Origin of the sequence: Streptococcus thermophilus, assembly GCF_010120595.1 — a bacterium.
GTDB classification, from domain to species: domain Bacteria; phylum Bacillota; class Bacilli; order Lactobacillales; family Streptococcaceae; genus Streptococcus; species Streptococcus thermophilus.
Map to the genome: position 1 here is coordinate 1915141 of NZ_CP038020.1, position 26564 is coordinate 1941704.

A 26564-nucleotide genomic window follows, 5' to 3' on the forward strand; every position below is an offset into this window, starting at 1 on the left:
ATTCAATAAAAAATGGGGTATTCCTCATTTTAGATTTAAGAATGTTTTGAGAATTCCCTTTAGCTGCCAAAGCGAGCTCTAATCGAGACTTTTCGCCGTGATGAAAACACCTGAAGCGGGCTTGTTTCAGATGCTCGAAAATTTCGAGAACTTAGTCATGAAACTTCAAAGAAGTTCGCTAACGTCCGACATTACCTAATAAAAGTTTCTAAAAGAACTTTTATTCAATGCAAAATAGAAAATCTTTTGAGTTTACTTACTTTGTTTGTAACTTGATGCTTCTTTTAACCATTGGTCAAATTTTCCAGACTCGTTGGTCTCTTTGATGACAGCATTGATTTCTTTAAGTAAATCGTCCGAACCCTTACGTATCGCGACTGCATAAGCATCTGAACCATCTGACTTAAGGTTAAAGCTGGAAAGGGTTAAATCATCATCATTTTGTGCGATATAACCTTCTGCAATAGCTTTTTCAAGGACAACCGCTTGAATCTGTCCTGACTTGAGTTCGTTAATCATCTCACCATTTGAAGCGAGTGAAACCACACTTGCCTTAGAGAATTGTTTCTTAGCAACTGTTTCTTGAACAGACCCTTTTTGCGTACCGACAGTTTGTTTAGCGAGACTATCAGCACTTGTAAAATCATTTACCTTGTCTTTTTTGACAATCACTGCATTTTCAGAGGTATAGTAGCTATCAGAAAAATCATAGACTTTTTTACGCTCGTCTGTTACCGAGATCCCTGCAATGGCAATGTCTGCTTTACCACTTTGCACACTAGCAAGGACATTGTCAAAAGACATAACAGAAAATTCAACTTTCACACCAAGTTTTTTCCCGATAGCTTTAGCCAACTCGATGTCTGCTCCAACTAAGGTATCCTTGCCATTGACCAACGATTTGAATTCAAATGGTGCAAATTCAGACTCTGTCGCTACGACAATTTTCTTATTTTCCTTAATCGTTTTTGTGCTCACTCCTTGACTCCCCCTACAAGCAACAAGAAAACACGTGGCAACTAGGGCTGTAAGCATAAACCAAAATTTCTTCATATTGTGACTCCTGATTTGCTAGAACTCTTAAGTGAAAGAGCGTAGGCATCTTGAACATAGCTGTCAATTTTACCTTCTTTTTTGAGTTTAGCGATAATCTTATTAACCTTGGTTTTAAGATCATCACTGCCCTTAGGCATCGCTACAGCGTAAGCATCGTTTGAATCTGATTTTAGAGCAATATCTGACATAGTTAAATCACTATTTTGGTCCACATAACCTTTCGCGATAGCCTTTTCTAGCACCACTCCTTCGACTTGACCTGATTTCAACTCATTGATAGCTTCACCAGGTTGCGCCAAGGAAACCACATTGGCATCCGACAAATTAGCTTTGGCAATATTTTCTTGAATTGAGCCTTTTTGAACAGCTATAGATTTCTTAGAAAAGTCGCTGATTTGTTTGTAGGTTTCTGTGGCATCTTTTTTGACAAGAAGAACCGTTTCAGAATCATAGTAAGTATCTGAAAAGTCGAAAATTTTCTGACGTTCTTTAGTAGCTGATATACCAGAAATGGCAATATCAGCTTTACCAGATTGAACGCTGGCTAGGACATTGTCAAAAGACATTTCAGAGAATTTGACTTTCACACCTAGTTCATCACCAATAGCCTTGGCAATTTCGATATCTGCCCCAGCAATAGTATCCTTACCATCTTGGATTGTTTTAAATTCAAAAGGGGCAAAGTGGGGATTAAGAGCGACAGTCAAAGTCCCCTTATTTTTTACTTTATCTAATGTGTTAGTCGATGAAGAACAAGCCGCTAAAGATGTAAAAGCAAAGACACCTGCAAGGCCCAATAAAAGTTTTTTCCATGGTTTCATAATCAATCTCTTTTCTATATTTATTAACTATGTAAGTATAATAATGTATTATTATACTTTTGTCAACGCAAAAATAGACTTTTATTGATTTGTTTTTATTTTTATTAATTTCAGAATCGTTATAAATGCCGAAAATCGTTTGTTTTAAAGTCTTCTATCTAATTTTAAAGACTAAAAAAACTATTCATTCATTTGAATAAATAGTTCATTTTTCACCAAAATTCTCTTAAGAAGTCATTTTCAAGGCGCTCACGATAGAAGAGTTCTGAAAGATTATCCTCTTCAAACACACGAAGGAGATTAAGCATGTCATAGGCTAAATCCATATGAACTACCTCCTCTCGAGCAACCCACCGGACTTCTCCCTCTTCCGTTGAACGAAGATCCCCTTCAAAATCCGAGGTTCTATAGAGGAAAACCAAGTACCGTTCGTCATCTGTCGTGTACCAGTGCTTCATACCGACCAATTTAGGACTTTTGATGGTCAAACCAGTTTCTTCCTTTACCTCACGGATAACTGATTCTACTAGACCTTCATGTGCTTCGATATGGCCACCGGGTAGGGCTGCTCCCGACCAAGAATAACGCTTTGGATCGCGGATTTGCATGACAATGTTTCCACGGCCATCTTCAATGAGACACATGTTGGTCAAAATAGTTGCTTGTGAACGTGACATATATTTCCTTTCTTACTTATATTTCCTAAGTAATGAACCTAGCCTTAATCCATACTCTTCAGCTCTAGAACCATATCACGAATTTGGGCTGCCAATTCAAAATCAAGCAGCTCTGCCGCTTCGTGCATTTGCTTTTGAAGTTTCTTGATGGCTTCTTGGCGTTCTTTCTTGTTCATGGCACTGTACTTCACAGTATCCTCTGCCACTTCTGCTTCATTGGTCTTGGTAATCGAAATAAGGTCACGAATTTCTTTCTTAATCGTTTGCGGAGTGATACCGTGCTCCTTATTATAGGCCATTTGGATTTCACGACGACGAGCAGTTTCATCCATAGCTTTCTGCATAGACTCCGTAATCTTATCCGCATACATGATAACGTGCCCATCACTATTTCGGGCAGCACGTCCAATCGTTTGGATAAGCCCACGTTCATTACGAAGGAAACCTTCCTTATCAGCATCCAAAATAGCAACCAGACTAACTTCAGGAACGTCAATACCCTCACGAAGAAGGTTAATCCCAATAAGAACATCAAAGACACCCAAACGCAAGTCACGGATAATCTCAGTACGCTCCAAAGTCTTAATATCAGAGTGCATGTATTTGACCTTGACTCCCATTTCCTTGAGGTAATCGGTCAAGTCTTCAGCCATCTTCTTAGTCAAAGTTGTTACAAAGACACGCTCTCCTTTTTCAGTACGGGCATTGATTTCACCAAGGAGGTCATCCATTTGACCCATAGTTGGACGAACTTCGACTTCTGGATCAAGAAGTCCTGTCGGACGGATGATTTGCTCAACGACAGTCTCAGTCTGCTCCATCTCATAGTCACCTGGTGTCGCTGACACATAGACAATCTGATGCACATGACTTTCGAATTCTTCACGACGAAGGGGACGGTTATCAAGAGCCGATGGTAAACGGAAGCCGTAATCGACAAGCATCTTCTTACGGGCTTGGTCTCCGTTATACATTCCTTTAATCTGTCCCATGGTCATGTGACTTTCATCAATCATGATGAGGAAATCTTCTGGGAAGAAATCAAGTAGAGTAAACGGTGGCTCACCTTCTTTACGACCATCCATGTGACGTGAGTAGTTTTCGATACCATTGGTGTAACCCATCTCACGAAGCATTTCGACATCGTATTCTGTCCGTTGACGAATACGTTGAGCCTCGATGAGTTTACCCTCGGCTTCAAATTGATTAACCTGAACCTCCATCTCTTCCATAATATTCTTGATAGCTTCTTCCATATGCTCTTCATTGGTCATAAAGTGAGTAGCCGGAAAAAGAACAAGGTGCTCGACTTCACCGAGATTACGTCCTGTCAAACTTTCAATTTCACAGATACGGTCAATCTCATCACCGAAAAATTCCACTCGAAAAGCATTTTCATCACGGCTGGCAGGGAAAATTTCAACCACATCGCCACGTACACGGAATTTTCCGCGTTGAAAATCAATATCGTTACGCTCAAACTGGATATCAACCAAGTCATTGAGCAACTTGTCCCGAGAAATTTCTTGACCAGGACGCAGGCTAACAGCTGAATCCGCATATTCTTTTGGCGAACCCAAACCGTAAATACAAGACACGGAAGCCACAACAATTACATCATTGCGTTCCAATAGGGCTGATGTCGCTGAGTGACGGAGTTTATCAATTTCATCATTAACAGAGCTATCTTTTTCAATATAGGTATCTGATGAAGGCACATAAGCCTCTGGCTGGTAATAATCATAATAGGAAACAAAATACTCTACAGCATTGTCTGGGAAAAACTCCTTGAACTCACCATAGAGCTGGCCTGCCAAGGTCTTATTGTGGGCGATAACCAGAGTTGGCTTATTAACACGTTGGATGACTTGACTCATGGTATAGGTCTTACCTGTCCCTGTCGCACCCTTTAAAATTTGAGCCTTCTCCCCACCTTTGATATTATCAACCAAGGTTTCGATAGCCTGGGGCTGATCTCCTGAGGGTTCGTATTTAGAAACCAAATGAAATTGGTTGTCTTCTTTTCTATCTATCATGGTTTTTCCTTTCATTTATGCAATCATTTATCTCTTGATCGGAGAAAATCTCCCCACTTGTAAGTGGAATCTCAATCATTCGCATCTTTGCGACATAGGTACGTTTCTTCCGTGATTGATGACCAAGTTTTTGTCATAGGTAATGGCTATCTCACCATTTTTGAAGAAGATAAGCAAGACCTGATATCTCTTTTTATCATCAACTTCAGCATCAAGTCAAAGACATGCTCGATGCATTTCAAAGAATATCTCACCGTCGAAGAGCGTTCAATATCCCCCATCTGCGTTGACCAAGCCTTCTTGACAAACTCAATCTCTGATAAGGGAATTTCAAAGGTTTTGCGTCCAAATACTTGGCCGTAGTAGGTCAAAGAATTGTCATCAAGTTCCAACAGTTTTCCATGACCTTTGAGATTTACAATACCATCTATGAGAAGAACAATGGATAATAAGAGCCAAAATAAAACAATGAGACCAAGGAACTGCTTGACTAGATCTTCACGAAGGGAACCTCTAATAAGCTCAGGAAAAAGGATCCATAGAGACAAGACGGAAAATATAAGGCTAACCACTATTTTCAATTTCAATATGAGCCCATCAAGCTTTACTATCATCTCGTCCCCTTTTTCAAATCTTTCTTCTATTTTAACATAGAAGTAAAAAGACCGAGTCTTTAGAACTCAGCCTTAAGAATTTTCTTTTTTCAATTGTAGTCGAAGAATAACAATACCAATCAGGAGAACGATACAGGTGATAATATTACCTTCTAGACCAAGGGGCTCCACCTGATAACCAATCCCGGTACACCTGACTTGGTATGGAAGCGCAATAGGCTATCACCTGCATTCTGTCCACTGACTGCCACGCCAACTAGATTTCCTTGCGTAAAGTTCCAAGCACCATGAAGGGATGCCACTCCCCAGATATTATCTGTCTTGAGCATGTAAAGAGCCATGAGGACTCCTACTAGAATAATACTGATAAGAGACAAGGCAGTGACACCTTGATTTCCTAGGTGTAGTATTGAAAAGAGAGAACTTGAAATAGCAATTCCCCAGGAAAGGTTCAATTTACTAGTCACCGTCTGAAGTAGCCAACCACGTGTCACCAATTCCTCAGTCCCGCCCTGGATAAACCAGAAAGGAATCAAAGATAAGAGATATATAAAGATTCTTTGAGAAAAGTCCACTTTTACAAACTCTAAACCACCAAGTAAAGAAGTCCCAAGGAAACTCGCTAACAAGAGTAGAGTCCCAAAGCCCCACCCCTTAAGTAAGTTCAAGCAAATATTCCCCTTAAAAAATCCGAGTGTACGAATGGGACGTTTTTTAAACAACTTTAACTCAGATAAAGATAACTAAGGCAGTAAAGACAAAGGTTCCCAGCTGAAAATACAAGCTTGAAAACAGTTTAGTGGAAATCGTATTTATATTCCGAAACTGAATGTTGCCATTAAATATCAAGAATGAGAGAATAACAGTCATGGGAACTCCCACAACAATCCCTGCTAGAAATCCACCTATAAGGACATATCCAGAGGCAATAAAACAGGAAAGCATAATCATCAGCCAACTAGGGACTTTATCATATCGGCTGGTGTATTTCTCAAGCATACTTTTCTTCATTTTCAGCTCCTGTAACTAATCTTCCCTGTATTAGGGTACAGTGTAACGAATTGACACAAACTTGTCAACTTCTTCTAAAACAACTCTCACAATTAACAATTATTGTTATATTTTATAACATGAAGCTTCTCAGAGTTTGATAACAAGGGCTTTTTTTGATAGAATAGAAAGGTATTTTATAAAGGAGAACTTTTTATAATGAAGAAAAAACTTCTGACACTCTTTTTGAGTGTCATGTCAGCTCTCTTTGTTTTCGGAGCTAAGGCATCTGCTAGCACGATTTCAGTAGTTTCAGATACAGCCTATGCCCCATTTGAATTCAAAGACTCTGATCAGACCTACAAGGGTATCGATGTTGATATTATCAACGAAGTTGCCAAACGTAAGAATTGGGATGTTAACCAAACTTATCCTGGTTTTGATGCAGCCGTTAACGCAGTTCAGTCAGGACAAGCAGACGCCCTCATGGCAGGTACAACTGTAACCGATGCACGTAAGAAGGTCTTCACTTTTTCAGACACTTATTACGACACATCAATTGTTATTTACACTCGTAGCAACGACAAAGTCAGCGACTACAAACAATTGAAAGGTAAAACGGTTGGTGTTAAAAATGGTACCGCCGCTCAAACCTGGCTTGATAAAAACGCTAGCAAGTATGGTTTCACTGTTAAAACTTTTGACACTAGTGACTTGATGAACAACAGTTTGGACTCTGGTTCAGTTTATGCAGCCATGGACGACACACCAGTTGTTCAATATGCTATTGGTCAAGGTAAAGACTATGCTATCAACATAAAGCCTGAATCTATTGGTAGCTTCGCTTTCGCTGTAAAAAAAGGTGGAAAGCACGAAAGTCTTATCAAGGATTTCAATGAAGCCCTTAAGGAAATGAAGGAAGACGGCACCTACGATGAAATCATGACCAAATGGTTGGGTGACTCAGCAAAAGCTTCTTCAAAATCTTCATCGTCAAAACCGTCGGAAGCTCTTAACTTGACTGGTGATGCTAATGCAAAAGCTACTCCTACTAAGGAAACTTACACCATCTCAATGGACTCATCGTTTGCACCATTTGAATATCAAAATGGTTCTGGTAAGTATGTTGGTATCGACGTTGACATCATCAATGCCATTGCTAAAAACCAAGGTTTCAATGTTAAATTAACTAACCCTGGTTTCGATGCATCACTTAATGCCGTTCAATCTAGCCAAGCCGATGCGGTATTGGCTGGTATGACCATCACTGATGCCCGTAAACAAATCTTTGATTTCTCAGATCCTTACTACACTTCAAACATTCGTTTAGCCGTGAAAAAAGGCTCTAACATTAAGAAATACGAAGATCTCAAAGGTAAGACTGTTGGTGCCAAAAACGGAACATCTTCTTACTCTTGGTTAGAAGAGAATGCCGACAAATATGGCTTCACGCTTCGTGCATACGATGAAGCTTCTACTATGTATGATAGCTTGAACTCTGGTTCAATCGATTCCCTTATGGATGATGAAGCCGTACTTCTATACGCTATCCAACAAGGACGTAACTTTGAAACACCTATTAAGGGAATCTCTACTGGTAAAGTTGGCTTTGCTGTTAAAAAAGGGGCTAACCCTGAGTTGATTGAAATGTTCAACAATGGTTTAGCTGCTATTGTTAAAGACGGTACTTACGATAAGATTATCAACAAATACCTTGACAATAACAAATCTAAAGAAAAGAGCTCAACCAATGTTGCCGATGAAACTACAATCGTAGGCTTAATTAAAAACAACTATAAACAACTTCTCCAAGGTCTTGGAATTACCCTTGGATTGACCCTTCTTTCATTTGCTATTGCCATGATTATCGGTATTATCTTCGGTATGATGGCAGTTGCACCAAACAAGACCCTTCGTGTGATTTCACAAATCTTTGTTGACGTTGTCCGTGGTATTCCATTGATGATCGTTGCAGCCTTCATCTATTGGGGTATTCCGAACTTGATTGAAAATATCACCGGTCACCAGTCACCAATCAATGACTTCGTGGCTGCGACTATAGCCCTCTCACTTAATGGTGGTGCTTACATTGCTGAAATTGTGCGTGGTGGTATCGAAGCTGTCCCTATTGGTCAGATGGAAGCCAGCCGAAGCTTGGGTGTCCCATACAATACAACAATGCGTAAGATCATCTTGCCACAGGCTGTTCGTTTGATGTTGCCAAACTTCATCAACCAATTTGTTATCTCATTGAAAGATACGACTATCGTATCAGCTATCGGTTTGGTCGAACTCTTCCAAACTGGTAAAATCATCATTGCTCGTAACTACCAATCATTCCGTATGTATGCGATTTTGGCCATCATTTACTTGGTCATCATCACATGCTTGACGAAATTGGCTAAACGACTAGAAAAGAGACTTAAATAATGGCTGAATTGAAAATCGATGTGCAGGACTTGCACAAATCATACGGCGACAATGAAGTCCTTAAAGGCATTGACGCCAAATTCTACGAAGGGGACGTTGTATGTATCATCGGTCCTTCAGGTTCAGGTAAATCAACCTTCCTTCGTACTCTTAACCTACTTGAACCAATAACTTCTGGTAAAGTAGTCGTTGATGGCTATGAATTATCAAACCCTAAGACAAACCTTGACAAAGCCCGTGAAAATATCGGGATGGTTTTCCAGCATTTCAACCTCTTCCCACACATGACTGTCCTTGAAAATGTGACATTCGCACCAGTTGAACTGGGACGCATGACTAAAGAAGAAGCTGATAAATTAGCTATGGATCTTCTAGACCGTGTCGGACTTTCTGACAAAGCTGATGCTACACCAGATAGCCTATCTGGTGGACAAAAACAACGTGTGGCAATTGCGCGTGGTTTGGCAATGAATCCTGACATCATGCTCTTTGACGAACCTACTTCTGCCCTTGACCCTGAGATGGTCGGAGACGTTCTTAACGTTATGAAAGAATTGGCAGAGCAAGGTATGACCATGATTATCGTTACTCACGAAATGGGATTTGCCCGTCAGGTTGCTAACCGTGTCATCTTTACTGCAGACGGTGAGTTCCTTGAAGATGGTACACCAGATCAAATCTTCGATAACCCACAACACCCACGTTTGAAAGAATTCTTGGACAAAATTTTAAATGCCTAATTATTAAAACAGTTACTCCTGATGAGGTAACTGTTTTTGATTACCAATTTAAATAAAAAAACAGGGCAAGTACTACACTTGCTCTGTTTCTTCATTTAATTCAGGGTGTTTTGCCGCTTCTTTCCTTGCCAAACGCTCACGCTCAAGACGGAGTTTTCGGTTAGGGTTTAATCGCGTAAAGAGTTCTTCAAGTTTCTTCGGATTCCAGACATCAGCCGCAGAAACAAAATTCCCATCTTTATCCTTGAAGGATATTGGTTTATTTCCCATTGTAAACCTCTCCTTTCAATAATTTGTTGTATTCAACATGTATTTATATCACACTAATCCATGCGACACAAGTCAATCCTTAACCCCCACTTTAGGCAGGTAATGAGGTTGCCATAGCGGCCGCCGTAGACTATCAAGTGTTGAAGCACTTGATAGTCTTTCAACGTCAATCCACAAACTCAAATTCGAAGTTACCAATACGAACAATATCGCCGTCCTTAGCACCACGTTCACGAAGGGCTTCATCAACTCCCATACCACGCAATTGACGAGCGAATTTCATAATAGATTCATCACGTTCCATGTTAGTCATGACAAAGAGTTTTTCAAGTTTTTCACCAGAAAGCACCCATGACGCATCATCGTCACGACTGATTTCAAATGGACGTTCTTCTTCGTTAAAGCCATAGTATACTTCTTCTTGTTCCATATCATCTTCGTTATAGAGCAAGAATTCATCTGTTTGATCAAGTAGTTCAGCAGTAGCTTCCAAAAGATTTTCCAAACCTTGATGGGCCAAACTTGAAATAGGGAAAATTTGTGGCAACTCATCAAATTCATCATAGTTAGCAGCCAATTTTTCCTTAAACTCTTTCAAGTTTTCCTCAGCCTCAGGCATGTCCATCTTATTAGCAACAATAATTTGTGGACGTTCCATCAAGCGCAAGTTGTAAGTTTCCAGCTCTTTGTTAATTTGAAGATAATCCTCGTAAGGATCACGCCCCTCACTCGCTGACATATCAATAACATGAAGGATAACACGTGTACGCTCGATGTGGCGGAGGAACTGTGTTCCCAAGCCAACCCCCTGGCTAGCACCTTCAATCAATCCTGGGAGGTCAGCCATGGCAAAACTCTCTCCTGACTTTGTACGGACCATTCCCAAGTTAGGAACAATTGTCGTAAAGTGGTAAGCACCAATCTTTGGTTTTGCTGCCGTTACCACACTGAGAATTGTTGATTTACCAACAGATGGGAAGCCAACCAAACCAACATCAGCCAAAATCTTCAATTCCAATTGAAGTTCGCGCTCTTCACCTGGTTCACCATTTTCAGCGATTTCAGGGGCAGGATTACGAGGTGTCGCAAAACGGATATTTCCACGTCCACCACGTCCACCATGAGCAACGACAAACTCTTGGCCATCCTCGACCATATCAGTAATAACCTTACCTGTTTCAGCGTCACGCACTGTCGTACCAGGCGGGATGCTAACGATAAGGTCCTCAGCTCCTCGACCATGCATACCCTTGGTCATCCCTTTTTCACCGTTCTTAGCTTTGAACTTACGGTTATAACGGAAATCCATAAGGGTGCGCAAGCCTTCGTCAACCTTGAAAATGACTGAGCCACCCTTACCACCGTCACCTCCCCAAGGACCGCCATTTGGCACATATTTTTCACGACGGAAGGCAACCATCCCATCGCCACCACGACCAGCTTGGACACTGATCTTGGCTGTATCTAAAAACATACTCATTTATATTCTCTCTTTCTGATTTGTATGCTGTGTTCTAATTTGATCTCAGACCAAAGAATCTCCGACATACACAAAAAAACGCTTGATAGCGTCTTAACGGACAGCTGAGACTGCTTGGAAAATCAATGCCCCAACTGTTACTACTAGCATAATCAAAACGACTAATACTGTTAGACGTTCAAAAAATGATTTCTTCCGTGGTCCGTTATCTCCAAATGCCACTTGAATTTACCTCGTTTTTTCTTCTAGAATATCACAATAATAGTAACAAAAATCCGCCTATTTCGCAACTACTAGACTATCTTAGGCCAAAGGAATTCCAAAAATAGTTAGATCGTCTAACTCCTCCTGTGTCAAACGTCGCCAAGCACCAAGCTCTAAATCATTTGGCAGGCTTAAAGGTCCCATTTTCAAACGTTGTAAATCCGCCACTTCCTTACCGCAAGCGGCTACCATACGCTTAACCTGATGGAATTTTCCCTCAGCAATGGTAATTTGAACCAAACTAGTACTCGTATTCCTGTCGACTGATACAATCTCTAATTTCGCTGGCTGACAAGTATGGTCTTTAAGCTTGATCCCTTTTTCAAAAGCCAAGATATCCTCTTCATCCATAATACCAGCCACCTTGGCCTGATAAATCTTGTCCACATGCTTTTTGGGAGACAGCATAGCGTGGGCTAAGTCTCCATTATTGGTCAATAGAAGAAGACCATGAGTATCAATATCCAAGCGACCAACTGGAAAAACCTGCTTATGTCTTGCTGTCTCATCGAGTAAATTGAGGACAGTCTTATGACGAGAGTCTTCCGTTGCTGAAATGACACCTTGCGGTTTATTTAAGAGATAGTAAACAAAGGTCTCATATATCAACTCCTGACCCAAGTATGCAATTTGGTCTTTATCCTCATCAATCTGAGTCTTAGGTGATGTCTCCACCTGCCCATTTACGGTCACTTGCTTCTTTTTCAGAAAGGTCTTGACTTGACTACGACTCCCGACACCACAGTCTACCAAAAACTTGTCCAGACGCATCTATACTTCCTCCTTTATTGGAATCCAAACTTCCATTTCATAATCTTCAGCCTGACGATTCCCTGGTGGATAAACCTCTACAGTTGGCTGATCAATCATTTCAAAATGGTTCTTAGCATAATGAAAACTCTCCCAAACAGCTGCTGTTGCAGGCCCTCTAAGTTTAAAAACCGCATAAGTGGCTGGTGCAAGAGCAAACATTTCCATACTATCATCCTCACCAGCCAAGGCCGTTACATAAGTCTTGCGACTGCCATCATTGATCCGAATCCCATAGGTAGGAACAGCCAAATCATCTTGCTCTGCCAAAAATTGTACCCAAAGGAAGTCTGTTGGCTTACCTAGCTCCTCGCCTTCAAAAGCCATCCCTGAAAAACTCAAAAAACTTTTCGAACAACCTTCACATCATGGCGAACGGTTACTAAATCTAACTTTTGTATCACTTTTTTAAGCTTTGTCAGCTCAACTGGAACCTCATCATCTAGTATATAGGAATTTTTTTCTACAAATGCTTCTTTTTCAACATTTCAAGATCCAACACCCAACCTTCAGATCTCACACTCTTATCTTCAAAAAGGTAGCTAAAATGCTTGCCTCTCTCATTGAATGACCCATCAACTAAACAATAAAGGGATTCAGACAAACCAATAACCACCATCTCCAGCCCAGTCACTTGAAATATAAGTTCTTGGTCCCTAAGTCGTACCTTCATCGTCAGACTTTCAGCATATATAGTAAAACTATTATCCAAATCCATTACGGACTGAAAAAAGATCCGGTGTATACTAGAAAAAGTCCAGACGGTATGCCAACGACACATCATCTCATAATCATCAATAGTTACAAGAAGAGAAAATTCCTGCTGATCAGAGGCACAAGAATATTCCTGAATACTCAATTGGTCTGGTGTCAGGTAGTCATTTACAAAGACTGCAAAGTCATCCATAGTTTAAAAATCTGACATAAGATTCCTTCTCTACTCCGAAATCGAGCCCGTCACATACATGGTAAAGGTCGCTCTAGTAAGAATTTTTTCCTCCTGATTAGTAATGAGGACTTCTACCAACTTGGTCGTTTTACCATTATGCACACAAAGACCTTCAATCTTGAGTTGGTCAGACAAATGACCTGCCTTTAAATAATTGATATTGGACTGAAGAGTTACAGCGTAGTCTCCTGTTGAAAGTGCCACAAGTCCTGCCACCTGATCACAGAGCGTAAATAAATAACCACCATGAGCATTACCAAAATAATTTAAGGACTTCTCGACTACCTCAGTAGTGACAATCACATGCCCAGTTTCAAATAGTTCTTCTTTAAAATTCTCAAACACACGGATTTCATGTAGTTTGTCTTGCATAGCAAGCCCTCCTATCAATACCCATTCCACCACAAGTGAAACAGGTTGTCTATAGCTACTAGTATAACACGAATTTCTCAACGGATAACAAGCTTATTTGACTAAGCTGATATCAACATCTATATCCTCACGAAAAAAATTCTTCGCTCGGCAATAAGTATCTAAAAAAGACAAGATTTCCTGCTCATTATCACTATTCAAGTCCTTAGGTAGATGAATGTCAAGCTTGAAATGCCCTTCTTCATAGCTAGAATCAACCTGAATTGCAAGCTCCTCTATTTCCTGATAATTGGAAAAATAACTCTGTAGACACATGGTCACGCAAGAGGCTAAAGCAATATTCACCCAACTCATAGGTGTCATCCCATCTTCCGTATATCCGAAGAGTTTCACAGACACTCCGTAACCCTCTGAAACTGAATAATAGCGTTGTCAACTTTAATCGTCGTTTGATACGTAATGCACCTACATTTGTTTTTTTATTATAACAAAGAGAAGCCTAACAACCGAACCGAACACTTGAAATATCTATCACAACCCTTAAGGAATCCTCTTACTTTTCAACAGATTAATCTTATACAATACCTACATTACTAAGAGATTACAATTAGGTAAAAACAACTGGAAGTGCTTTTAATTTGATGAGTTTTCATTAAATTAAATCTACTAATAAAAAAGGGAGATTATTATGAGAGTTTTTTCTAAATTAACTTTAGCATCTGTCTCAGTTCTCGCCTTGTTAACCCTAGCAGCATGTGGTAACTCCAAAGATAAAAGTAACTCATCATCATCTTCATCATCAAGTAGGGTGAGAAAAGACTCTTCTTCTACCGACTCAAGTGCCTCAGTTAAAGTTAACAAAGACGGTTCAACTGAATTGAACGGCGAGAACGGTAATTCAGCCAAAATAAATGGTGAAAATGCTGTTTAAGCCAAGACGATACAAATATAAAAGTTGGCTCAGACGGAACTGTCTCAATTGGTAACTAATATAAGATAGGCTAGCTATTCTGCTAATCTTTTTAGATTCAGAATAATAAAATCGTTACCTAAAGATGCTATAATAGGGGTGGAAATCCATAATCAGGGGGTGAGAGAATGAAACATAAAATCATCTTGGGATGTTTGGCTGCAGCTGCCTGCGAGATCCTTTTTGGGCTCAGTTTTATATTTACCAAATCGATTACAGCACAGGCCAGTGGCCTTGCTTTAATCTCTTGGCGTTTTGTCACAGCCTTCTTCTTTGTCAACCTTTATCTTCTCACAAAAAGACAAAAGGTAGTCATAAATGGCAGAAATCTCAAACCACTGATACGTATTGCCATCCTTAATCCTATTATCTATTTTATCTGCGAAACGATTGGGATTCGTATGACTACTGCCTCTGAAAGTGGAGCATTCCTCGCTTGCATTCCGGTCGTCGCACTTATCATGTCTAGTCTTATTTTGAAAGAATGGCCAAGTCGTTGGCAAGTGGTAGGTGTCGCTACAACCCTCATCGGTATCATTATTGCCATATTCGCTGCGGGTGGCTCCACCAACTTCTCACTTGTCGGATACTTCATTTTAGGTTTAGCCGTTGTCTCCTATGCCCTTTATTGCGTTGACGTTGAAAAAGCCAGTCAATTCACTAGCTTTGAGATTACCTATTTTATGTTAGCCAGTGGTTGCCTTACATTTGGACTCTTTGCACTAAGCCATAGCTTTCTAGCGGGTAACTTGAAAGAGCTTTTAACGCTCCCTTGGAGTAATCCAAAGTTCGCCATAACCATCCTGTACCAAGGATTGGGGTGTAGTGTTATAGGGTATATCCTTTCAAATTTTGCTATCGCAACTATCGGGGTTAACCGAACTGCTTCTTTCATTGGCATATCAACGATTATCTCAATTCTAGCTGCTGTAGTCTTCTTAGGAGAGCCCTTCTCACAGTTACAAATCTTAGCGGGAATCTTGGTAGTCCTTGGAGTCTATGTGGCTAATAAAAATTAAAACTCTTGGAAATTTATCCTCCAAGAGTTTTTTGCTGTCAATCAAGTTCTAACTGAATCAAAACCACAAGCTCTTTCTCATTAGGAATACTACTTACTGCCGTCAAATCAGGCAAGACCTGGTCCACATAATAATAAATAATATAAGCAAAAAATACTGACGATTTCGTCATAACATCAAATAAAGAAGCTACCTGAATAATCCGACCAAAATTGGGAAAACTAATCCTGCAAGCTTCCTCAATCGTGTGAAAAATAGCTGGATATTCGTATAACATGTCCCTTCTCACATTTCAATACTAGACTCCTTTATGATAAGATGAGTTCTAAGAAATGTCAACCGAAAATTGTGATAACAAAAGTTTTGGAACCATTCGAAACAACACAGCTCTAAAACACCATTCGTTGGTGCTACCGTTCCAGATGTGTTTTGGAACCATTCGAAACAACACAGCTCTAAAACGCTTATGCTAGAAGAACTAGCGAAGAACGTGTTTTGGAACCATTCGAAACAACACAGCTCTAAAACGTTTGGGTATGAGGTTGAGGAAGAAATGAAGTTTTGGAACCATTCGAAACAACACAGCTCTAAAACATTTCTTTAATATTCCATCTACTACCTGTTGTTTTGGAACCATTCGAAACAACACAGCTCTAAAACATAAGATTGAAACATACTTGTGCAAGTGTGGTTTTGGAACCATTCGAAACAACACAGCTCTAAAACTTCCAACCGATGAAGTTATTATGACCTATGGTTTTGGAACCATTCGAAACAACACAGCTCTAAAACTACTTAAGACCATTAAGAGGGTAACTCTTAAGGTTTTGGAACCATTCGAAACAACACAGCTCTAAAACTAATAACCACCGTTTCCGGTATCTGTGATGGTTTTGGAACCATTCGAAACAACACAGCTCTAAAACAATTATTTTGTGGCATATCAAAACTAATAAGTTTTGGAACCATTCGAAACAACACAGCTCTAAAACCTTATCTCGAGATACTCAATTCAATTGAAGGTTTTGGAACCATTCGAAACAACACAGCTCTAAAACTTGGGGCAGCCTTGCAAGGCATTGCTAGTGGTTTTGGAACCATTCGAAACAACACAGCTCTAAAACAGTTAACCATATCAACAGGAATTCCATTTTGTTTTGGAACCATTCGAAACAACACAGCTCTAAAACGCCTGATAGTACAAGTCGTACAGCTTGTTAGTTTTGGAACCATTCGAAACAACACAGCTCTAAAACTCCGCTTCATCATTTCTGTTTTTGTTTGGCGTTTTGGAACCATTCGAAACAACACAGCTCTAAAACGGAAGCTACGGACACACAAGTGTGTTAGGTGTTTTGGAACCATTCGAAACAACACAGCTCTAAAACTTCCCTGTGTCTGTGATGTTGACTTCATCAGTTTTGGAACCATTCGAAACAACACAGCTCTAAAACATTCACCCATACTGCCGCTGTGCAGTCGTTGTTTTGGAACCATTCGAAACAACACAGCTCTAAAACCTGACCGTTAGGATTTCCATATGCGTCAGGGTTTTGGAACCATTCGAAACAACACAGCTCTAAAACTTATTTTCTCTGGACTGTTGAAGTCTTTCTGTTTTGGAACCATTCGAAACAACACAGCTCTAAAACAAAAGAAAGCTCGTAAAATCGTTGAATTAAGTTTTGGAACCATTCGAAACAACACAGCTCTAAAACATGCTATTCGGATTCGGTATCTCAACTGTGGTTTTGGAACCATTCGAAACAACACAGCTCTAAAACGCCACGTCAAGAGTGCCAAACTCACGTATTGTTTTGGAACCATTCGAAACAACACAGCTCTAAAACCTCGTAGGATATCTTTTCTACCAGATTTCGTAATCGCACTATTAATCTCAGCATGACTTCAGCTTCAAAATAATTCCAATTTTATATTTATTATACCTTAAAAATCCTTATATATCAACGTTTTAGACAAGATGTGACTGTCACCATATTAGATTATTTCTTAATAATCATATGTCAAGCAACTTAATTCCTCCTCTATCAAATCCTTATAATCTACTCTCTAACAAAATGATTATCCCATTCAACTTCATACAGAAACTACTAAATACTAAAAGATAGTCTTGAAATAACTCAAGACTATCTATACTTATTACTAATTTACTAGTTATTATAGGGCATCAAAATATAATCCTTGTCTAAAATAAATTGTTGAATCCCTTCAATCTGTCTAGGTTCCAAAAATAATACATCAGCTTGTGATAACTTTGTATATTCCAAGATTTGATAAATTTCATCTTTAGAAAAATACGACAAGCTATTGACGAATACTAAAATTCTCTTTTTAACTAAATATTTAAAAATCTGTAAAATCTCAAATATTTTTTCAAAAACCGTACAAGACTTAGTTTCGATTCTGACACCTAATGCTTTAATTAGTTCTAAAAGTGTAATCTCATCATACTCTATATCTAGTTCATTTTCTATACACTCTGCCATTATAATATCAGTAATTAATGATACCAAAGAATCTATTTCTGATCTAACTTCAGGTTTATCATTCAACTGGCTTACAATATCTGTGTGAAGCAACTTTAATACCTGAGAAGTATTAATATCGTAACCTAAAATATCCGTTATTAAAAGTAATTCAGAGGACCTTATACTCCTTATTTTACTATCAAATATTGTTAAATTCGATTGTTCATCATACTGATAGAATTCCTTGACTAACTGAGCAAACACACTCACATCCTCAATTACGAGAACTGTCCCCAGATTAACCTCCATAGGCTCATCCAAAAGTGAAAAATTAATCTTCATCACAATAATTATCTCCTAAGAACACTAACCTTTCCTCTGAATTGGCAATACTTGTGTTTTTATCTCCGTACAAATAAATCATACGGGCAAATTGCTTTTCAGTAACTGTTAGTATTGTTATATTTCCTTTTTTAGGATTATTAGCTTTAAGTCGTCCAACCATTGCTGTATTGGCGGTATGATTTAATAACAGTTTACTATATACCGAAAACTGGTGCATGATAAAACCTTCACTTAAGAGGAACTTTCTAAACTTACGATACGCTTTCCTCTCTTCAGCAGTATCTGTTGGCATATCAAACATTAATATCATTCGCATATATCTATAACTCATATTCTAAATTCAGGAATTTCCTCACCTAACTGATTTAACGCTTTTATAACTTTTTTTGTATAATCACTAACAATGTTTGATAAATACATCTCTTTTCCATTATAGAGATAGGTTTCTGAAAAGATCGAAAAAAGTTCTTTTTTGATTTTGACGAAATTATTATGTCGATTTTGATAAACAATTCTATCTATAATTGGCCTAAATGGCTCCATAATATCACTAGCAAGGTTAAATTGATTAAACTGGTTAGCATGTTTTAAACCAATTTGTGTCATACAACCACAGACGACAACCTCACGTGCAAACATACTCAATAACAAGGTATAACCATAATCCAGCGCTGCATTGATATCATTATCACTTTCCCTAGTAAAATCATTACCGAAAAGCGTATTAAAATAAATTCTGGCAGAGTGACCCTCACGATTACTAGGATCAAACCGTTCTAATCCATGATATAATTCCATAATAGATTGAGATTTCTCAAAGAAGGAACATTCTCCCAAATAGTAAGATTGATTCAATATCTTTTGCGCAATAATAGCAGTCCATACCTCACATTTAACATTTTCCTTCCACGCAATTTGTCTAGCTATTTGCAGACTAGAATCATGACGTGCATAATACGGTGTAAGAAAAGCTGTCGGCAATCGTTTATCATCACAGAAAATAACTAGAATATTTTCATCAACTAATCTCTTCACTAACATAGTAGTCAATACAATGTCAGTTGTTTCCAATAAAAGTATATCAATTTCAGAAAGATGAATCATCTCAGTTTTATATGAGTTTCTAAAAATAAGGTGATTATTCTTATATGACAGTTTAGAATGTATGTTTACGACTACTGTTCTCCAACCTGCCATTAACCCTCTCCTAGTTTGGCAAGGTCTATTCGTGTTTCATAGAGGCCTGTAACAGATTGATGAATAAGTGTGGCATCTTTTAATAGGGATGATGGGGTATAGTCTCTATACCTTGGAATTTTAACACCTAAAAATTCAAAATCAGCAGCACTTCCACGAGAGGTTAATTCAAATAGCCCCTTTCTTTCACTTCCGGTAGGTCCTATAAAACTACTACAGAGTTCATCTATACTATGATTTTGCCAAGATTGAAAGGCAGAGTTTAAAAGTTTACCATTCTTTTTAGCTCCAACATAATTCTCATTAAACTCAAGAATGTAGTAAAATAATTCTTCAAACTCTTTTTTATGGTTCTCAACATATTTTCTATGATTCTCATTAATTGTGTTACTTATTCTCTTAGCATGATAAAGTAATTTCACAAACTTCTGTGAAAGAAAAATCTGATTTCCTTTGTGAATCTCTCCCCTCTTATTATTCGTTGACAAAATACTAGCCAACATACGACGTGAACCATCTGAAAGTTCAAATAAACTATATTTAGGTAGTTCAATAATTAACTCAATATCTTTATAACCTTTTTCAAGTAAAAAATTAAGTTTATCTTTTCTATAATTAATCCTATCTAAAATAGAAATACCTTGAAATTCTAGTACATTTGTTATTTTTTTCTTAGCACCTTTTTCAATTGTCCCTTTAACAAGAACAGCAAAAGAATTAGAAATTCCAGCATACCCCCCATACTTTTTGGGGTCAAGATACTCTTTAGCACCTACTAAATTTTCATTACTATTTGGTTTTGGCTTTGAGGAAAGATTTCCATTAAACAATCCCTTTGGTTTTCCTCTATCCAATCCGTGATTCTGTTCCTCAACTTTTTTCACAACATTTACTTGCGGATAAGAGAGTACTCTCCTTACAGTTGCTAAATCAGATTCTTTATTCCAAACGGATTCGCCGGTCTCCTCATTTACCTCAATAAGTGGTCTTTCAATAACTCTACCATCAGCTAAAGAAATAGATTTTTTAAAGATATTCATGATATTTGAATAGAAATATACCTTTTCTGTAGCGGACTTTCTTTCTCTAAAACTATTGTATTTTGGATAATCACCGTACACAAATTCTGGCTCTAGTTTAGGGTATTTCTTAAGTAAAGCACTTGCTATAACGGCATTCAAGTAAGCATCATGAGCATGATGAAAATCATTGATTTCACGAACTTTATAAAGTTCAAAATCCTTACGAAATTGAGAAACTAAGGTAGATTTCAAGGTAATAATTTTTACTGTTCGTACCGCTCTATTATTTTCATCTTTTTTATTATTAAATTTCTCATCAAGTAAACGAGCTACATGTTTTGTTATTTGACGTGTTTCAACCAACTGGCGTTGAATAAAACCAGCTTTGTCCTCAGGTAACAATCCTCCCCGTTCAGCTTTTGTCAGATTATCAAATTTTCGTTGAGAAATTAATTTTGATTTCAATAATTGATACCAAAATGTCTTTCTTTTTTTGACAACCTCTAAACTTGGAAAATCATCTGATTTACCACGGTTACTAGCAGATGAAACAAGTACTTTATTGTCAATAGAATTATCTTTCAAAAAAGCTTGAGGAATAATATGATCAATATCATAATTACTTAATCTATCAATATCTAAATCATCTCCGGTATACATATCTTTTCCATTTTGAAGATAGTATAAGTAAAGTCGATCATTTTGAAGTGCGTTATTGTCTATTTTAGAAAGTTTTGCAGGAATATTTTCCTTAAGTATCTTACTACCTAACTCTTTGAGAGATTTTTCTAAACGTTTCAAGCGTTGTTGGGAATTAGACTTACCTTGATTGGTATATTGATTTTCACGAGCCATCTCAACAACAATTGACTCGGGTTTTCTTCCTCCCATTACTTTGACCAATTCATCTACAATTTTTATGCTTTGTAAAATACCTTTTTTAATCGCAGGACTACCTGGCAAAGACTTAACGACCTCTTTAATATTACCTTTATCTTCGTCACCAATAATTTGTGCTTTCTGTATCTTCTTTTTAAAAGAAAGAGCATCATCGTGAATAAGTTGCATGAAATTACGGTTAGAAATACCATCATCAATTAAGTAATCAAGAATAGTATTACCAGATTTTTCATCTCGAATACCATTAATAAGCTTAGCAGATAACTTACCCCAGCCAGTGTAATGTCTACGAGATAACTTTTTCAAAACGGATTTATCGAATATATTCTCAAATTTTGAAAGACGTTGTTTTATCATCTCTCTATCTTCAAAAATTGTCAAAGTATGGATAATTTCTTCGATAATCGCTTCATTTGAACTATCATCCAAAAACTCTTTATCATTAATAATATTTAAAAGATCGTGATAAGTAGATAAACTAGAATTAAACTGTTTCTCTATGCCTTTTAATTCAATTCCATCATACCCATAAATTGCATGTAAATATTCAATAATATCCTTATCAGTAACTTTCCTTTTATCTTTAAAATAAAGTCTAACAATATCTTTCTTCTGCTTACTATCTAAAAATTGATAATCTCTCATACTTTCGGCAATAAATCTAACTTTTGTTAATTCATTATATACATTAAAAGTTTCGTATAAGAGACTATGCTTTGGAAGTACCTTCTCTTCTGGCAAATACAAATCAAAACTAGTCATTCGATTAATGAAAGCCTCTGCCGAAGATTCTTTGTCAATAACGTCCTCAAAATTCCAAGGTGTAATTTTTTCATTTCGTTTTCTTATTGACCAGGCAAAATCACTATTCCCTCTCGCAAGTGGACCTACATAATAAGGAATTCGGAAGGTTAAAATCTTCTCGATTCTTTCTTTATTTTTAGCCAAGAAAGGATAAAATTTAGCTTGCTTATCAAGAATTGCTCTCATTTCTTGAAGATGAATCTGATATGGTATCGAACCATTGTCAAATGTACGTTGCTTTCTCAAAAAATCTTCTCGATCAATTTTTTCAAGAAAATAATCCGCACCTTCAAATTCAGCCAATAGGTTTTTTAGATATACGTAGAAATCTTCCTGATTTGTTTTTCCATCAATATAACCAGCATAACCATTTTTGGTGTCATCTTTAAATACTTCATTATACGTTTTTAGTGAAATATTTCTTATATATTCCTTTAGTAACGCTAAATCTTCTTTGTGTTCATTATATCGCTTTATCATAGCAGAAGAGAGAGGTGCTTCTGTCTCATTATCAGTTACAGTCAGAAAACCCGATAAAAGAATAGCATCATAAAGTTTCTTTGCTTTGAGAAAGACATCACTGTAATCATCTCCAATATAACCTAACAAAGTCTCTAAATCTTCATCATAGCTTTCTTTGGAAAAATGTAAGGAGGCTTTTTCGTCTAAATTAAAACATTTCCTAAAATCAGCTTGATTTCCTACAATCAACTTTAGAAACTCTGAAAAAATCCCCGAATTCTTCTCCCCAGGGAAGAGTTTTAAAATACGATCTTTCTTTTCTAATTTACTAATCTTATCTTTAACAATTTCCTCAAGTTGTTTACTATTCTCAAGTGATAAATCCGATTCAAAAATAGCATTATAAGTGTCCAAAAAGTCTTGAAAATTCTTCTGAATATCATTATTTTTTGAATTAAACTCTCCTTCAATTAAGAAGTGACCTCTATATTTAATCATATGAGCCAATGCAAGATAAACTAGACGCAAATCTGCTTTTTTAGTACTATCTGCTAAATATTTCCTTAAATGATAGATAGTTGGAAATTCATCATGATAGGCTTTTTCTTCTACTAAGTTTCCAAATATCGGATACTTACTATCACGTTTATCATCAGGAACTAAAAACGAATCGTCAAGTCTTTGAAAGAAAGCATCATCTAATGTAGCCATCTCTGTGCTAAAAATTTCCTGCAAATAAAGGATACGATTACGGCGTCTAGTATAACGTCTTCTTGCAGTACGCTTCAATCTTCTTCCTTCTGCTGTGATTCCAGAGTCAAAGAGTAATACACCTAACAGGTTCTTTTTGATATACTTTTTACTCGTATTTCCTAAGACTTTCATTTTTTTAGACGGAACCTTGTAATTATCAGTTATTACAGCCCATCCAACACTATTCGTTCCAATATCAAGTCCAATTGAGTATGGCTTAGTCATACATTTCTCCTTATTTGAAAAATCTAAATTTATAGAAATTATTATACACTTATTAAACAACATTTCAACATCTAATAGAATTACTGATTAAATAGTATGACGTTGAAATCTTGTAATCAAGAATAAAATTTTTTATACTTTACCCTATAGTAAATTGACATATTAGTTATAAAACTATATAATAATAATTGTGGTTTGAAACCATTCGAAACAACACAGCGAGTTAAAATAAGGCTTAGTCCGTACTCAACTTGAAAAGGTGGCACCGATTCGGTGTTTTTTTTATACACAAAGAGTCCCTTGGAATCATCCAAAGGACTCTTTTATCTCTACTATTTTCCCACCTCATCCAAGATCTCAATGACCTTATACAAATCTGGTTCTGTGATCTGATAAGGAGCTTGTGCACGGACAATTGGTTTGGCACAAAAGGCGATGCCTATGCCGGCTGTCTTAATCATAGGCAAATCATTGGCTCCATCACCCATAGCAATGGTTTGAGAGAGTTTAAGTCCATTTTCCGCTGCCCAATCTTTAAGCTTAGCTACCTTGACATCTTTGGTAACAATCTCACCATAAACCTTTCCAGTTAAGAAACCATCGATCACCTCAAGGTGATTGGCCTTCACATAATCAATACCTGCCTCTTTTGCCAGTCTATCAACTGTCTCATGGAAACCACCAGAAACTAAACCTACCTTGAAGCCACGTGAGTGGAGTTCATCCACAAGTTCCTTGGCTCCCTTGTTGAAGTGAATGCGGGCATAGACCTTCTCAAATATACTGTCAGGCAATCCCTTAAGGGTTGCCACACGCTCATTCAAAGCCTGTCTGAAATCTAATTCTCCACGCATGGCCCGCTCTGTGATTTCAGCGACCTCTCGACCAACACCAGCCTCTTCCCCCAATAAATCAATTACTTCTTCTTGGACCAGAGTTGAGTCTACATCCATAACTAATAAGCCTTTTACTTCTGACATAAATTCCTCTATTCTTTAATACCTATATAACTTTTATTAAGCTTCTCATTAATCTAAAAAGAGATAAGGTTCTTCAAAAAAGATTCTGGACCTAGGCCCAGAATCTTTCTTCTACATACGAATTTGTTCGCGTGTTTTTTCGTAAGACAATACAAAACGATCTGTTACACCTGGTTCTACTGTTTCCAGGGCGTAAGAGATTTCTTCCAAAGATGCATCGTAGTCATGGTCGACTTCGAACAACTTAAGCGCATGCTCAAAGCTACTTTGAACAGCAGGTTCGAAAGAGCGGTAACGGTTTGAGTACTGCAAAAGTTGTTCAGTCAAGGTTGCATTTTGAACAACCAAATAAGCAGTCTCTTCCAAATGCTCAATAGCATTTTTTGACGTTTCAGTCAAACGCATTACTGCATCAATATTAATACGTCCACGGCTGAGCTCATCCATTAGAGCTTCAATTTGTGCACTTGTTGAGAAGAATACACTCAAGAAGGATTCAGGAATACCTGGAAGATTACGTTTTTCCATGTAACGCTTGATAACATGCAATTTATCAATATAAACATCAAGCTCATCACGCGCCTTAGCTTCATTTTTCTCGATAGCTCGAAGATTTTCAAAAACCTCAACCTGTCCATTTTCAACAGCAGACAAGGTGTTGAGACTCCTTTCGAAGATCTTTTCAAGTTCTGAGAAAGGTTTCACCTGATTATCAAAGTTTTCAAGTGTTGGAAGAACTGCTGTTTCAACACTCGAAATATCTGAAGTAAAGCTACGTACATCTGCTTCATAAGTTTCATCGAAAATGTAAGTCAACATGAGACGCTCAAGCTCTTCTTGAAGTTTCTTGTTGTTTTCTTTAGCATGCTTGAGATAATCTGGCAAAATTTTCTTTTGACGCATAACAACCTTGTATGATGCAATTTCACGTTCGAAAATACTATACAAGTTGTCAATCTTTTCTTGAATATCAGCATTTTTTTCTTCCGCACGATCCAGATCAAGAGAAACCAACTCACTTGAGTTTGAACGGATAGCTTCACGAATTTCCTGGAAGTGACGTTCGATATTTTTCTCAGGGAAGTGGTAATTTTGCTCAATCAACTTGCGGTAGCCAGATTCCAAATCATCCAACTGATCTGGGAAATCATCTTCCAACTTAGCTACAATGGCTGGAATTTTCTCTGTAATTTGGCCCAAAGCAATGGTGTGCTCCTCTGCACGGTCCAAAATGCTCGATGCCTCAACAGGGTCACCTGATGAATTAAGAGTCACGAATTCGGCAAACTCCGATTCAATATTTTTAAGCTGCTTAGTGATCTCATCCAAAGTAGAGCCAAAATTATCAGAGTTTTCTTCAATAGAATTTTGCAACTCTTCGTACAAGTCAAGTGCGTGTTTAACACGAGCACTGTTCTTTTCTTCTTGTTCTTTCAAGCTTGAGAGTGCCTCACGGACAGACTTAATGTCTTCTTCCACAAGATCTAATTGACTCTCAATATTATTGATTTCAGCACTAGCTTTGAAGAAATGAAAGTTATCATTCATATTTTCAGCTTCAAAAATATGATTTTCAATATCTGCGAATGAATTTGTTGAGATATCTATCCATTTCTGATTCCATTCACGGAAAGTTGTTTGACTTTGTCCAATTAAATGAAGATTTTTAACTTCTTCAATTTCTTCGTTAATTGGCAAGTCAAACAATTTTTGCTTGCGTTCTTCAAGCTGTGCAATCCGCGAATCATTTCGTTTTCTAATAAGAATACCGACTAAGTAAGCGACAATTACAAGTATAACTGCCACTACAATCAGTAAAACAATTCCGCTAGACATAGTTTCTCCTTAATCGTCTATTATGTTCATAAATGTAGAGTAATGTTACGATT

The 26564-nt window shown here is 37.6% G+C and carries 24 protein-coding genes, 1 pseudogene and 1 CRISPR repeat array; of the genes and pseudogenes, 4 read left to right on the top strand and 21 right to left on the bottom strand.

The features are described from left to right. Nucleotides 1–252 precede the first annotated feature (252 nt). The 6 genes and pseudogenes from E3C75_RS10020 to E3C75_RS12185 form a co-directional block, all read right to left on the bottom strand. The gene (locus E3C75_RS10020; RefSeq protein ID WP_111679670.1) at nt 253–1053 is read right to left on the bottom strand and encodes a transporter substrate-binding domain-containing protein; all 801 of its coding nucleotides are present in this window, start codon (nt 1051–1053) and stop codon (nt 253–255) included. Continuing rightward, nucleotides 1050–1877 (bottom strand): transporter substrate-binding domain-containing protein, encoded by an 828-nt coding sequence (locus E3C75_RS10025; protein WP_100262342.1) that lies wholly within the window; start codon nt 1875–1877, stop codon nt 1050–1052. The genes E3C75_RS10020 and E3C75_RS10025 overlap by 4 nt, the downstream gene beginning before the upstream one ends. Before the next feature lie 212 nt (nt 1878–2089). After that, the gene (locus E3C75_RS10030) at nt 2090–2554 is read right to left on the bottom strand and encodes an 8-oxo-dGTP diphosphatase (RefSeq protein ID WP_011681454.1); all 465 of its coding nucleotides are present in this window, start codon (nt 2552–2554) and stop codon (nt 2090–2092) included. Between the two features lie 44 nt (nt 2555–2598). Beyond that, nucleotides 2599–4590: an excinuclease ABC subunit UvrB gene (gene uvrB, locus E3C75_RS10035; protein WP_111679671.1), complete on the bottom strand. Its 1992-nt coding sequence runs from the start codon at nt 4588–4590 to the stop codon at nt 2599–2601. A gap of 146 nt (nt 4591–4736) precedes the next feature. Beyond that, nucleotides 4737–5204 carry a hypothetical protein gene (locus tag E3C75_RS10040; RefSeq protein ID WP_065972467.1) on the bottom strand — a complete coding sequence of 156 codons (468 nt, stop codon included), beginning with the start codon at nt 5202–5204 and terminating at the stop codon, nt 4737–4739. Between the two features lie 72 nt (nt 5205–5276). After that, nucleotides 5277–6215, bottom strand: a pseudogene (locus E3C75_RS12185) (CPBP family intramembrane glutamic endopeptidase). A 198-nt stretch (nt 6216–6413) separates the two neighbouring features. Between E3C75_RS12185 and E3C75_RS10050 the strand changes: the two are divergent. Beyond that, nucleotides 6414–8624 (top strand): ABC transporter substrate-binding protein/permease, encoded by a 2211-nt coding sequence (locus E3C75_RS10050; RefSeq protein WP_014727645.1) that lies wholly within the window; start codon nt 6414–6416, stop codon nt 8622–8624. Then, the gene (locus E3C75_RS10055) at nt 8624–9364 is read left to right on the top strand and encodes an amino acid ABC transporter ATP-binding protein (RefSeq protein ID WP_011681459.1); all 741 of its coding nucleotides are present in this window, start codon (nt 8624–8626) and stop codon (nt 9362–9364) included. The genes E3C75_RS10050 and E3C75_RS10055 overlap by 1 nt, the downstream gene beginning before the upstream one ends. A 72-nt stretch (nt 9365–9436) precedes the next feature. Here E3C75_RS10055 and E3C75_RS10060 read toward each other — a convergent pair whose 3' ends face one another. The 8 genes from E3C75_RS10060 to E3C75_RS10090 form a co-directional block, all read right to left on the bottom strand. Continuing rightward, nucleotides 9437–9634 carry a hypothetical protein gene (locus tag E3C75_RS10060; protein WP_002953361.1) on the bottom strand — a complete coding sequence of 66 codons (198 nt, stop codon included), beginning with the start codon at nt 9632–9634 and terminating at the stop codon, nt 9437–9439. 166 nt (nt 9635–9800) lie between these two features. After that, nucleotides 9801–11114, bottom strand: a complete 1314-nt coding sequence (gene obgE, locus E3C75_RS10065; RefSeq protein WP_011681460.1) for a GTPase ObgE — start codon at nt 11112–11114, stop codon at nt 9801–9803. Nucleotides 11115–11207: 93 nt separating this feature from the next. Then, complete coding sequence (locus E3C75_RS10070; protein ID WP_002953363.1) at nt 11208–11336, bottom strand: DUF4044 domain-containing protein; 129 nt, start codon at nt 11334–11336, stop codon at nt 11208–11210. An 81-nt stretch (nt 11337–11417) separates the two neighbouring features. Next, on the bottom strand, nt 11418–12149 hold the full coding sequence (locus tag E3C75_RS10075) for a pseudouridine synthase (RefSeq protein WP_133264066.1): 732 nt from the start codon (nt 12147–12149) through the stop codon (nt 11418–11420). Further along, a complete protein-coding gene (locus tag E3C75_RS11895) occupies nt 12150–12515 on the bottom strand; it encodes a GyrI-like domain-containing protein (RefSeq protein ID WP_223899626.1) in 366 nt (121 codons plus the stop codon). A 136-nt stretch (nt 12516–12651) separates the two neighbouring features. After that, nucleotides 12652–13095 carry a hypothetical protein gene (locus E3C75_RS10080; protein WP_084829010.1) on the bottom strand — a complete coding sequence of 148 codons (444 nt, stop codon included), beginning with the start codon at nt 13093–13095 and terminating at the stop codon, nt 12652–12654. A gap of 30 nt (nt 13096–13125) precedes the next feature. Further along, nucleotides 13126–13509, bottom strand: a complete 384-nt coding sequence (locus tag E3C75_RS10085; RefSeq protein WP_084829011.1) for a PaaI family thioesterase — start codon at nt 13507–13509, stop codon at nt 13126–13128. 93 nt (nt 13510–13602) lie between these two features. Beyond that, nucleotides 13603–13863 (bottom strand): OsmC family protein, encoded by a 261-nt coding sequence (locus E3C75_RS10090; RefSeq protein ID WP_227972275.1) that lies wholly within the window; start codon nt 13861–13863, stop codon nt 13603–13605. Nucleotides 13864–14197: 334 nt separating this feature from the next. Here E3C75_RS10090 and E3C75_RS10095 point away from each other — a divergent pair, with 334 nt between their 5' ends. Together E3C75_RS10095 and E3C75_RS10100 are read left to right on the top strand one after the other, a co-directional pair. Then, nucleotides 14198–14440: a hypothetical protein gene (locus E3C75_RS10095; protein WP_014621840.1), complete on the top strand. Its 243-nt coding sequence runs from the start codon at nt 14198–14200 to the stop codon at nt 14438–14440. 167 nt (nt 14441–14607) lie between these two features. Next, the gene (locus E3C75_RS10100) at nt 14608–15498 is read left to right on the top strand and encodes a DMT family transporter (protein ID WP_084826092.1); all 891 of its coding nucleotides are present in this window, start codon (nt 14608–14610) and stop codon (nt 15496–15498) included. A 37-nt stretch (nt 15499–15535) separates the two neighbouring features. Here E3C75_RS10100 and E3C75_RS10105 read toward each other — a convergent pair whose 3' ends face one another. The 7 genes from E3C75_RS10105 to ezrA form a co-directional block, all read right to left on the bottom strand. After that, nucleotides 15536–15775 carry a hypothetical protein gene (locus E3C75_RS10105; RefSeq protein WP_014621842.1) on the bottom strand — a complete coding sequence of 80 codons (240 nt, stop codon included), beginning with the start codon at nt 15773–15775 and terminating at the stop codon, nt 15536–15538. 83 nt (nt 15776–15858) lie between these two features. Further along, nucleotides 15859–17348: direct repeats of the CRISPR family, unit length 36 nt; unit sequence GTTTTGGAACCATTCGAAACAACACAGCTCTAAAAC. Between the two features lie 321 nt (nt 17349–17669). Then, nucleotides 17670–18329, bottom strand: a complete 660-nt coding sequence (gene csn2 / locus E3C75_RS10125) for a type II-A CRISPR-associated protein Csn2 (RefSeq protein ID WP_014608593.1) — start codon at nt 18327–18329, stop codon at nt 17670–17672. Beyond that, a complete protein-coding gene (gene cas2 / locus E3C75_RS10130) occupies nt 18319–18663 on the bottom strand; it encodes a CRISPR-associated endonuclease Cas2 (RefSeq protein ID WP_023909843.1) in 345 nt (114 codons plus the stop codon). Before cas2 ends, csn2 begins: the two co-directional genes overlap by 11 nt. After that, nucleotides 18660–19529: a type II CRISPR-associated endonuclease Cas1 gene (gene cas1, locus E3C75_RS10135; protein WP_011681469.1), complete on the bottom strand. Its 870-nt coding sequence runs from the start codon at nt 19527–19529 to the stop codon at nt 18660–18662. The genes cas2 and cas1 overlap by 4 nt, the downstream gene beginning before the upstream one ends. After that, the gene (gene cas9, locus E3C75_RS10140) at nt 19529–23695 is read right to left on the bottom strand and encodes a type II CRISPR RNA-guided endonuclease Cas9 (RefSeq protein WP_111679672.1); all 4167 of its coding nucleotides are present in this window, start codon (nt 23693–23695) and stop codon (nt 19529–19531) included. The genes cas1 and cas9 overlap by 1 nt, the downstream gene beginning before the upstream one ends. A 332-nt stretch (nt 23696–24027) precedes the next feature. Further along, a complete protein-coding gene (gene serB, locus E3C75_RS10145) occupies nt 24028–24675 on the bottom strand; it encodes a phosphoserine phosphatase SerB (protein WP_100273434.1) in 648 nt (215 codons plus the stop codon). A 111-nt stretch (nt 24676–24786) separates the two neighbouring features. Continuing rightward, entirely contained in the window at nt 24787–26511 is a 1725-nt protein-coding gene (gene ezrA / locus E3C75_RS10150; RefSeq protein WP_100273435.1) for a septation ring formation regulator EzrA, read from the bottom strand. Nucleotides 26512–26564 lie beyond the last annotated feature (53 nt).

What these genes read in the sequence shown, in the direction of transcription:
- E3C75_RS10090 (WP_227972275.1), bottom strand. Translation starts at nt 13,863, where the DNA reads ATGAGTTGGGTGAATATTGCTTTAGCCTCTTGCGTGACCATGTGTCTA.
- obgE (WP_011681460.1), bottom strand. Translation starts at nt 11,114, where the DNA reads ATGAGTATGTTTTTAGATACAGCCAAGATCAGTGTCCAAGCTGGTCGT.
- E3C75_RS10095 (WP_014621840.1), top strand. Translation starts at nt 14,198, where the DNA reads ATGAGAGTTTTTTCTAAATTAACTTTAGCATCTGTCTCAGTTCTCGCC.
- cas9 (WP_111679672.1), bottom strand. Translation starts at nt 23,695, where the DNA reads ATGACTAAGCCATACTCAATTGGACTTGATATTGGAACGAATAGTGTT.
- E3C75_RS10020 (WP_111679670.1), bottom strand. Translation starts at nt 1,053, where the DNA reads ATGAAGAAATTTTGGTTTATGCTTACAGCCCTAGTTGCCACGTGTTTT.
- cas1 (WP_011681469.1), bottom strand. Translation starts at nt 19,529, where the DNA reads ATGGCAGGTTGGAGAACAGTAGTCGTAAACATACATTCTAAACTGTCA.
- E3C75_RS10025 (WP_100262342.1), bottom strand. Translation starts at nt 1,877, where the DNA reads ATGAAACCATGGAAAAAACTTTTATTGGGCCTTGCAGGTGTCTTTGCT.
- E3C75_RS10105 (WP_014621842.1), bottom strand. Translation starts at nt 15,775, where the DNA reads ATGTTATACGAATATCCAGCTATTTTTCACACGATTGAGGAAGCTTGC.
- E3C75_RS10055 (WP_011681459.1), top strand. Translation starts at nt 8,624, where the DNA reads ATGGCTGAATTGAAAATCGATGTGCAGGACTTGCACAAATCATACGGC.
- uvrB (WP_111679671.1), bottom strand. Translation starts at nt 4,590, where the DNA reads ATGATAGATAGAAAAGAAGACAACCAATTTCATTTGGTTTCTAAATAC.
- cas2 (WP_023909843.1), bottom strand. Translation starts at nt 18,663, where the DNA reads ATGAGTTATAGATATATGCGAATGATATTAATGTTTGATATGCCAACA.
- E3C75_RS10085 (WP_084829011.1), bottom strand. Translation starts at nt 13,509, where the DNA reads ATGCAAGACAAACTACATGAAATCCGTGTGTTTGAGAATTTTAAAGAA.
- E3C75_RS11895 (WP_223899626.1), bottom strand. Translation starts at nt 12,515, where the DNA reads ATGGCTTTTGAAGGCGAGGAGCTAGGTAAGCCAACAGACTTCCTTTGG.
- E3C75_RS10100 (WP_084826092.1), top strand. Translation starts at nt 14,608, where the DNA reads ATGAAACATAAAATCATCTTGGGATGTTTGGCTGCAGCTGCCTGCGAG.
- serB (WP_100273434.1), bottom strand. Translation starts at nt 24,675, where the DNA reads ATGTCAGAAGTAAAAGGCTTATTAGTTATGGATGTAGACTCAACTCTG.
- E3C75_RS10050 (WP_014727645.1), top strand. Translation starts at nt 6,414, where the DNA reads ATGAAGAAAAAACTTCTGACACTCTTTTTGAGTGTCATGTCAGCTCTC.
- E3C75_RS10080 (WP_084829010.1), bottom strand. Translation starts at nt 13,095, where the DNA reads ATGGATGACTTTGCAGTCTTTGTAAATGACTACCTGACACCAGACCAA.
- E3C75_RS10060 (WP_002953361.1), bottom strand. Translation starts at nt 9,634, where the DNA reads ATGGGAAATAAACCAATATCCTTCAAGGATAAAGATGGGAATTTTGTT.
- csn2 (WP_014608593.1), bottom strand. Translation starts at nt 18,329, where the DNA reads ATGAAGATTAATTTTTCACTTTTGGATGAGCCTATGGAGGTTAATCTG.
- E3C75_RS10075 (WP_133264066.1), bottom strand. Translation starts at nt 12,149, where the DNA reads ATGCGTCTGGACAAGTTTTTGGTAGACTGTGGTGTCGGGAGTCGTAGT.
- E3C75_RS10030 (WP_011681454.1), bottom strand. Translation starts at nt 2,554, where the DNA reads ATGTCACGTTCACAAGCAACTATTTTGACCAACATGTGTCTCATTGAA.
- ezrA (WP_100273435.1), bottom strand. Translation starts at nt 26,511, where the DNA reads ATGTCTAGCGGAATTGTTTTACTGATTGTAGTGGCAGTTATACTTGTA.
- E3C75_RS10040 (WP_065972467.1), bottom strand. Translation starts at nt 5,204, where the DNA reads ATGATAGTAAAGCTTGATGGGCTCATATTGAAATTGAAAATAGTGGTT.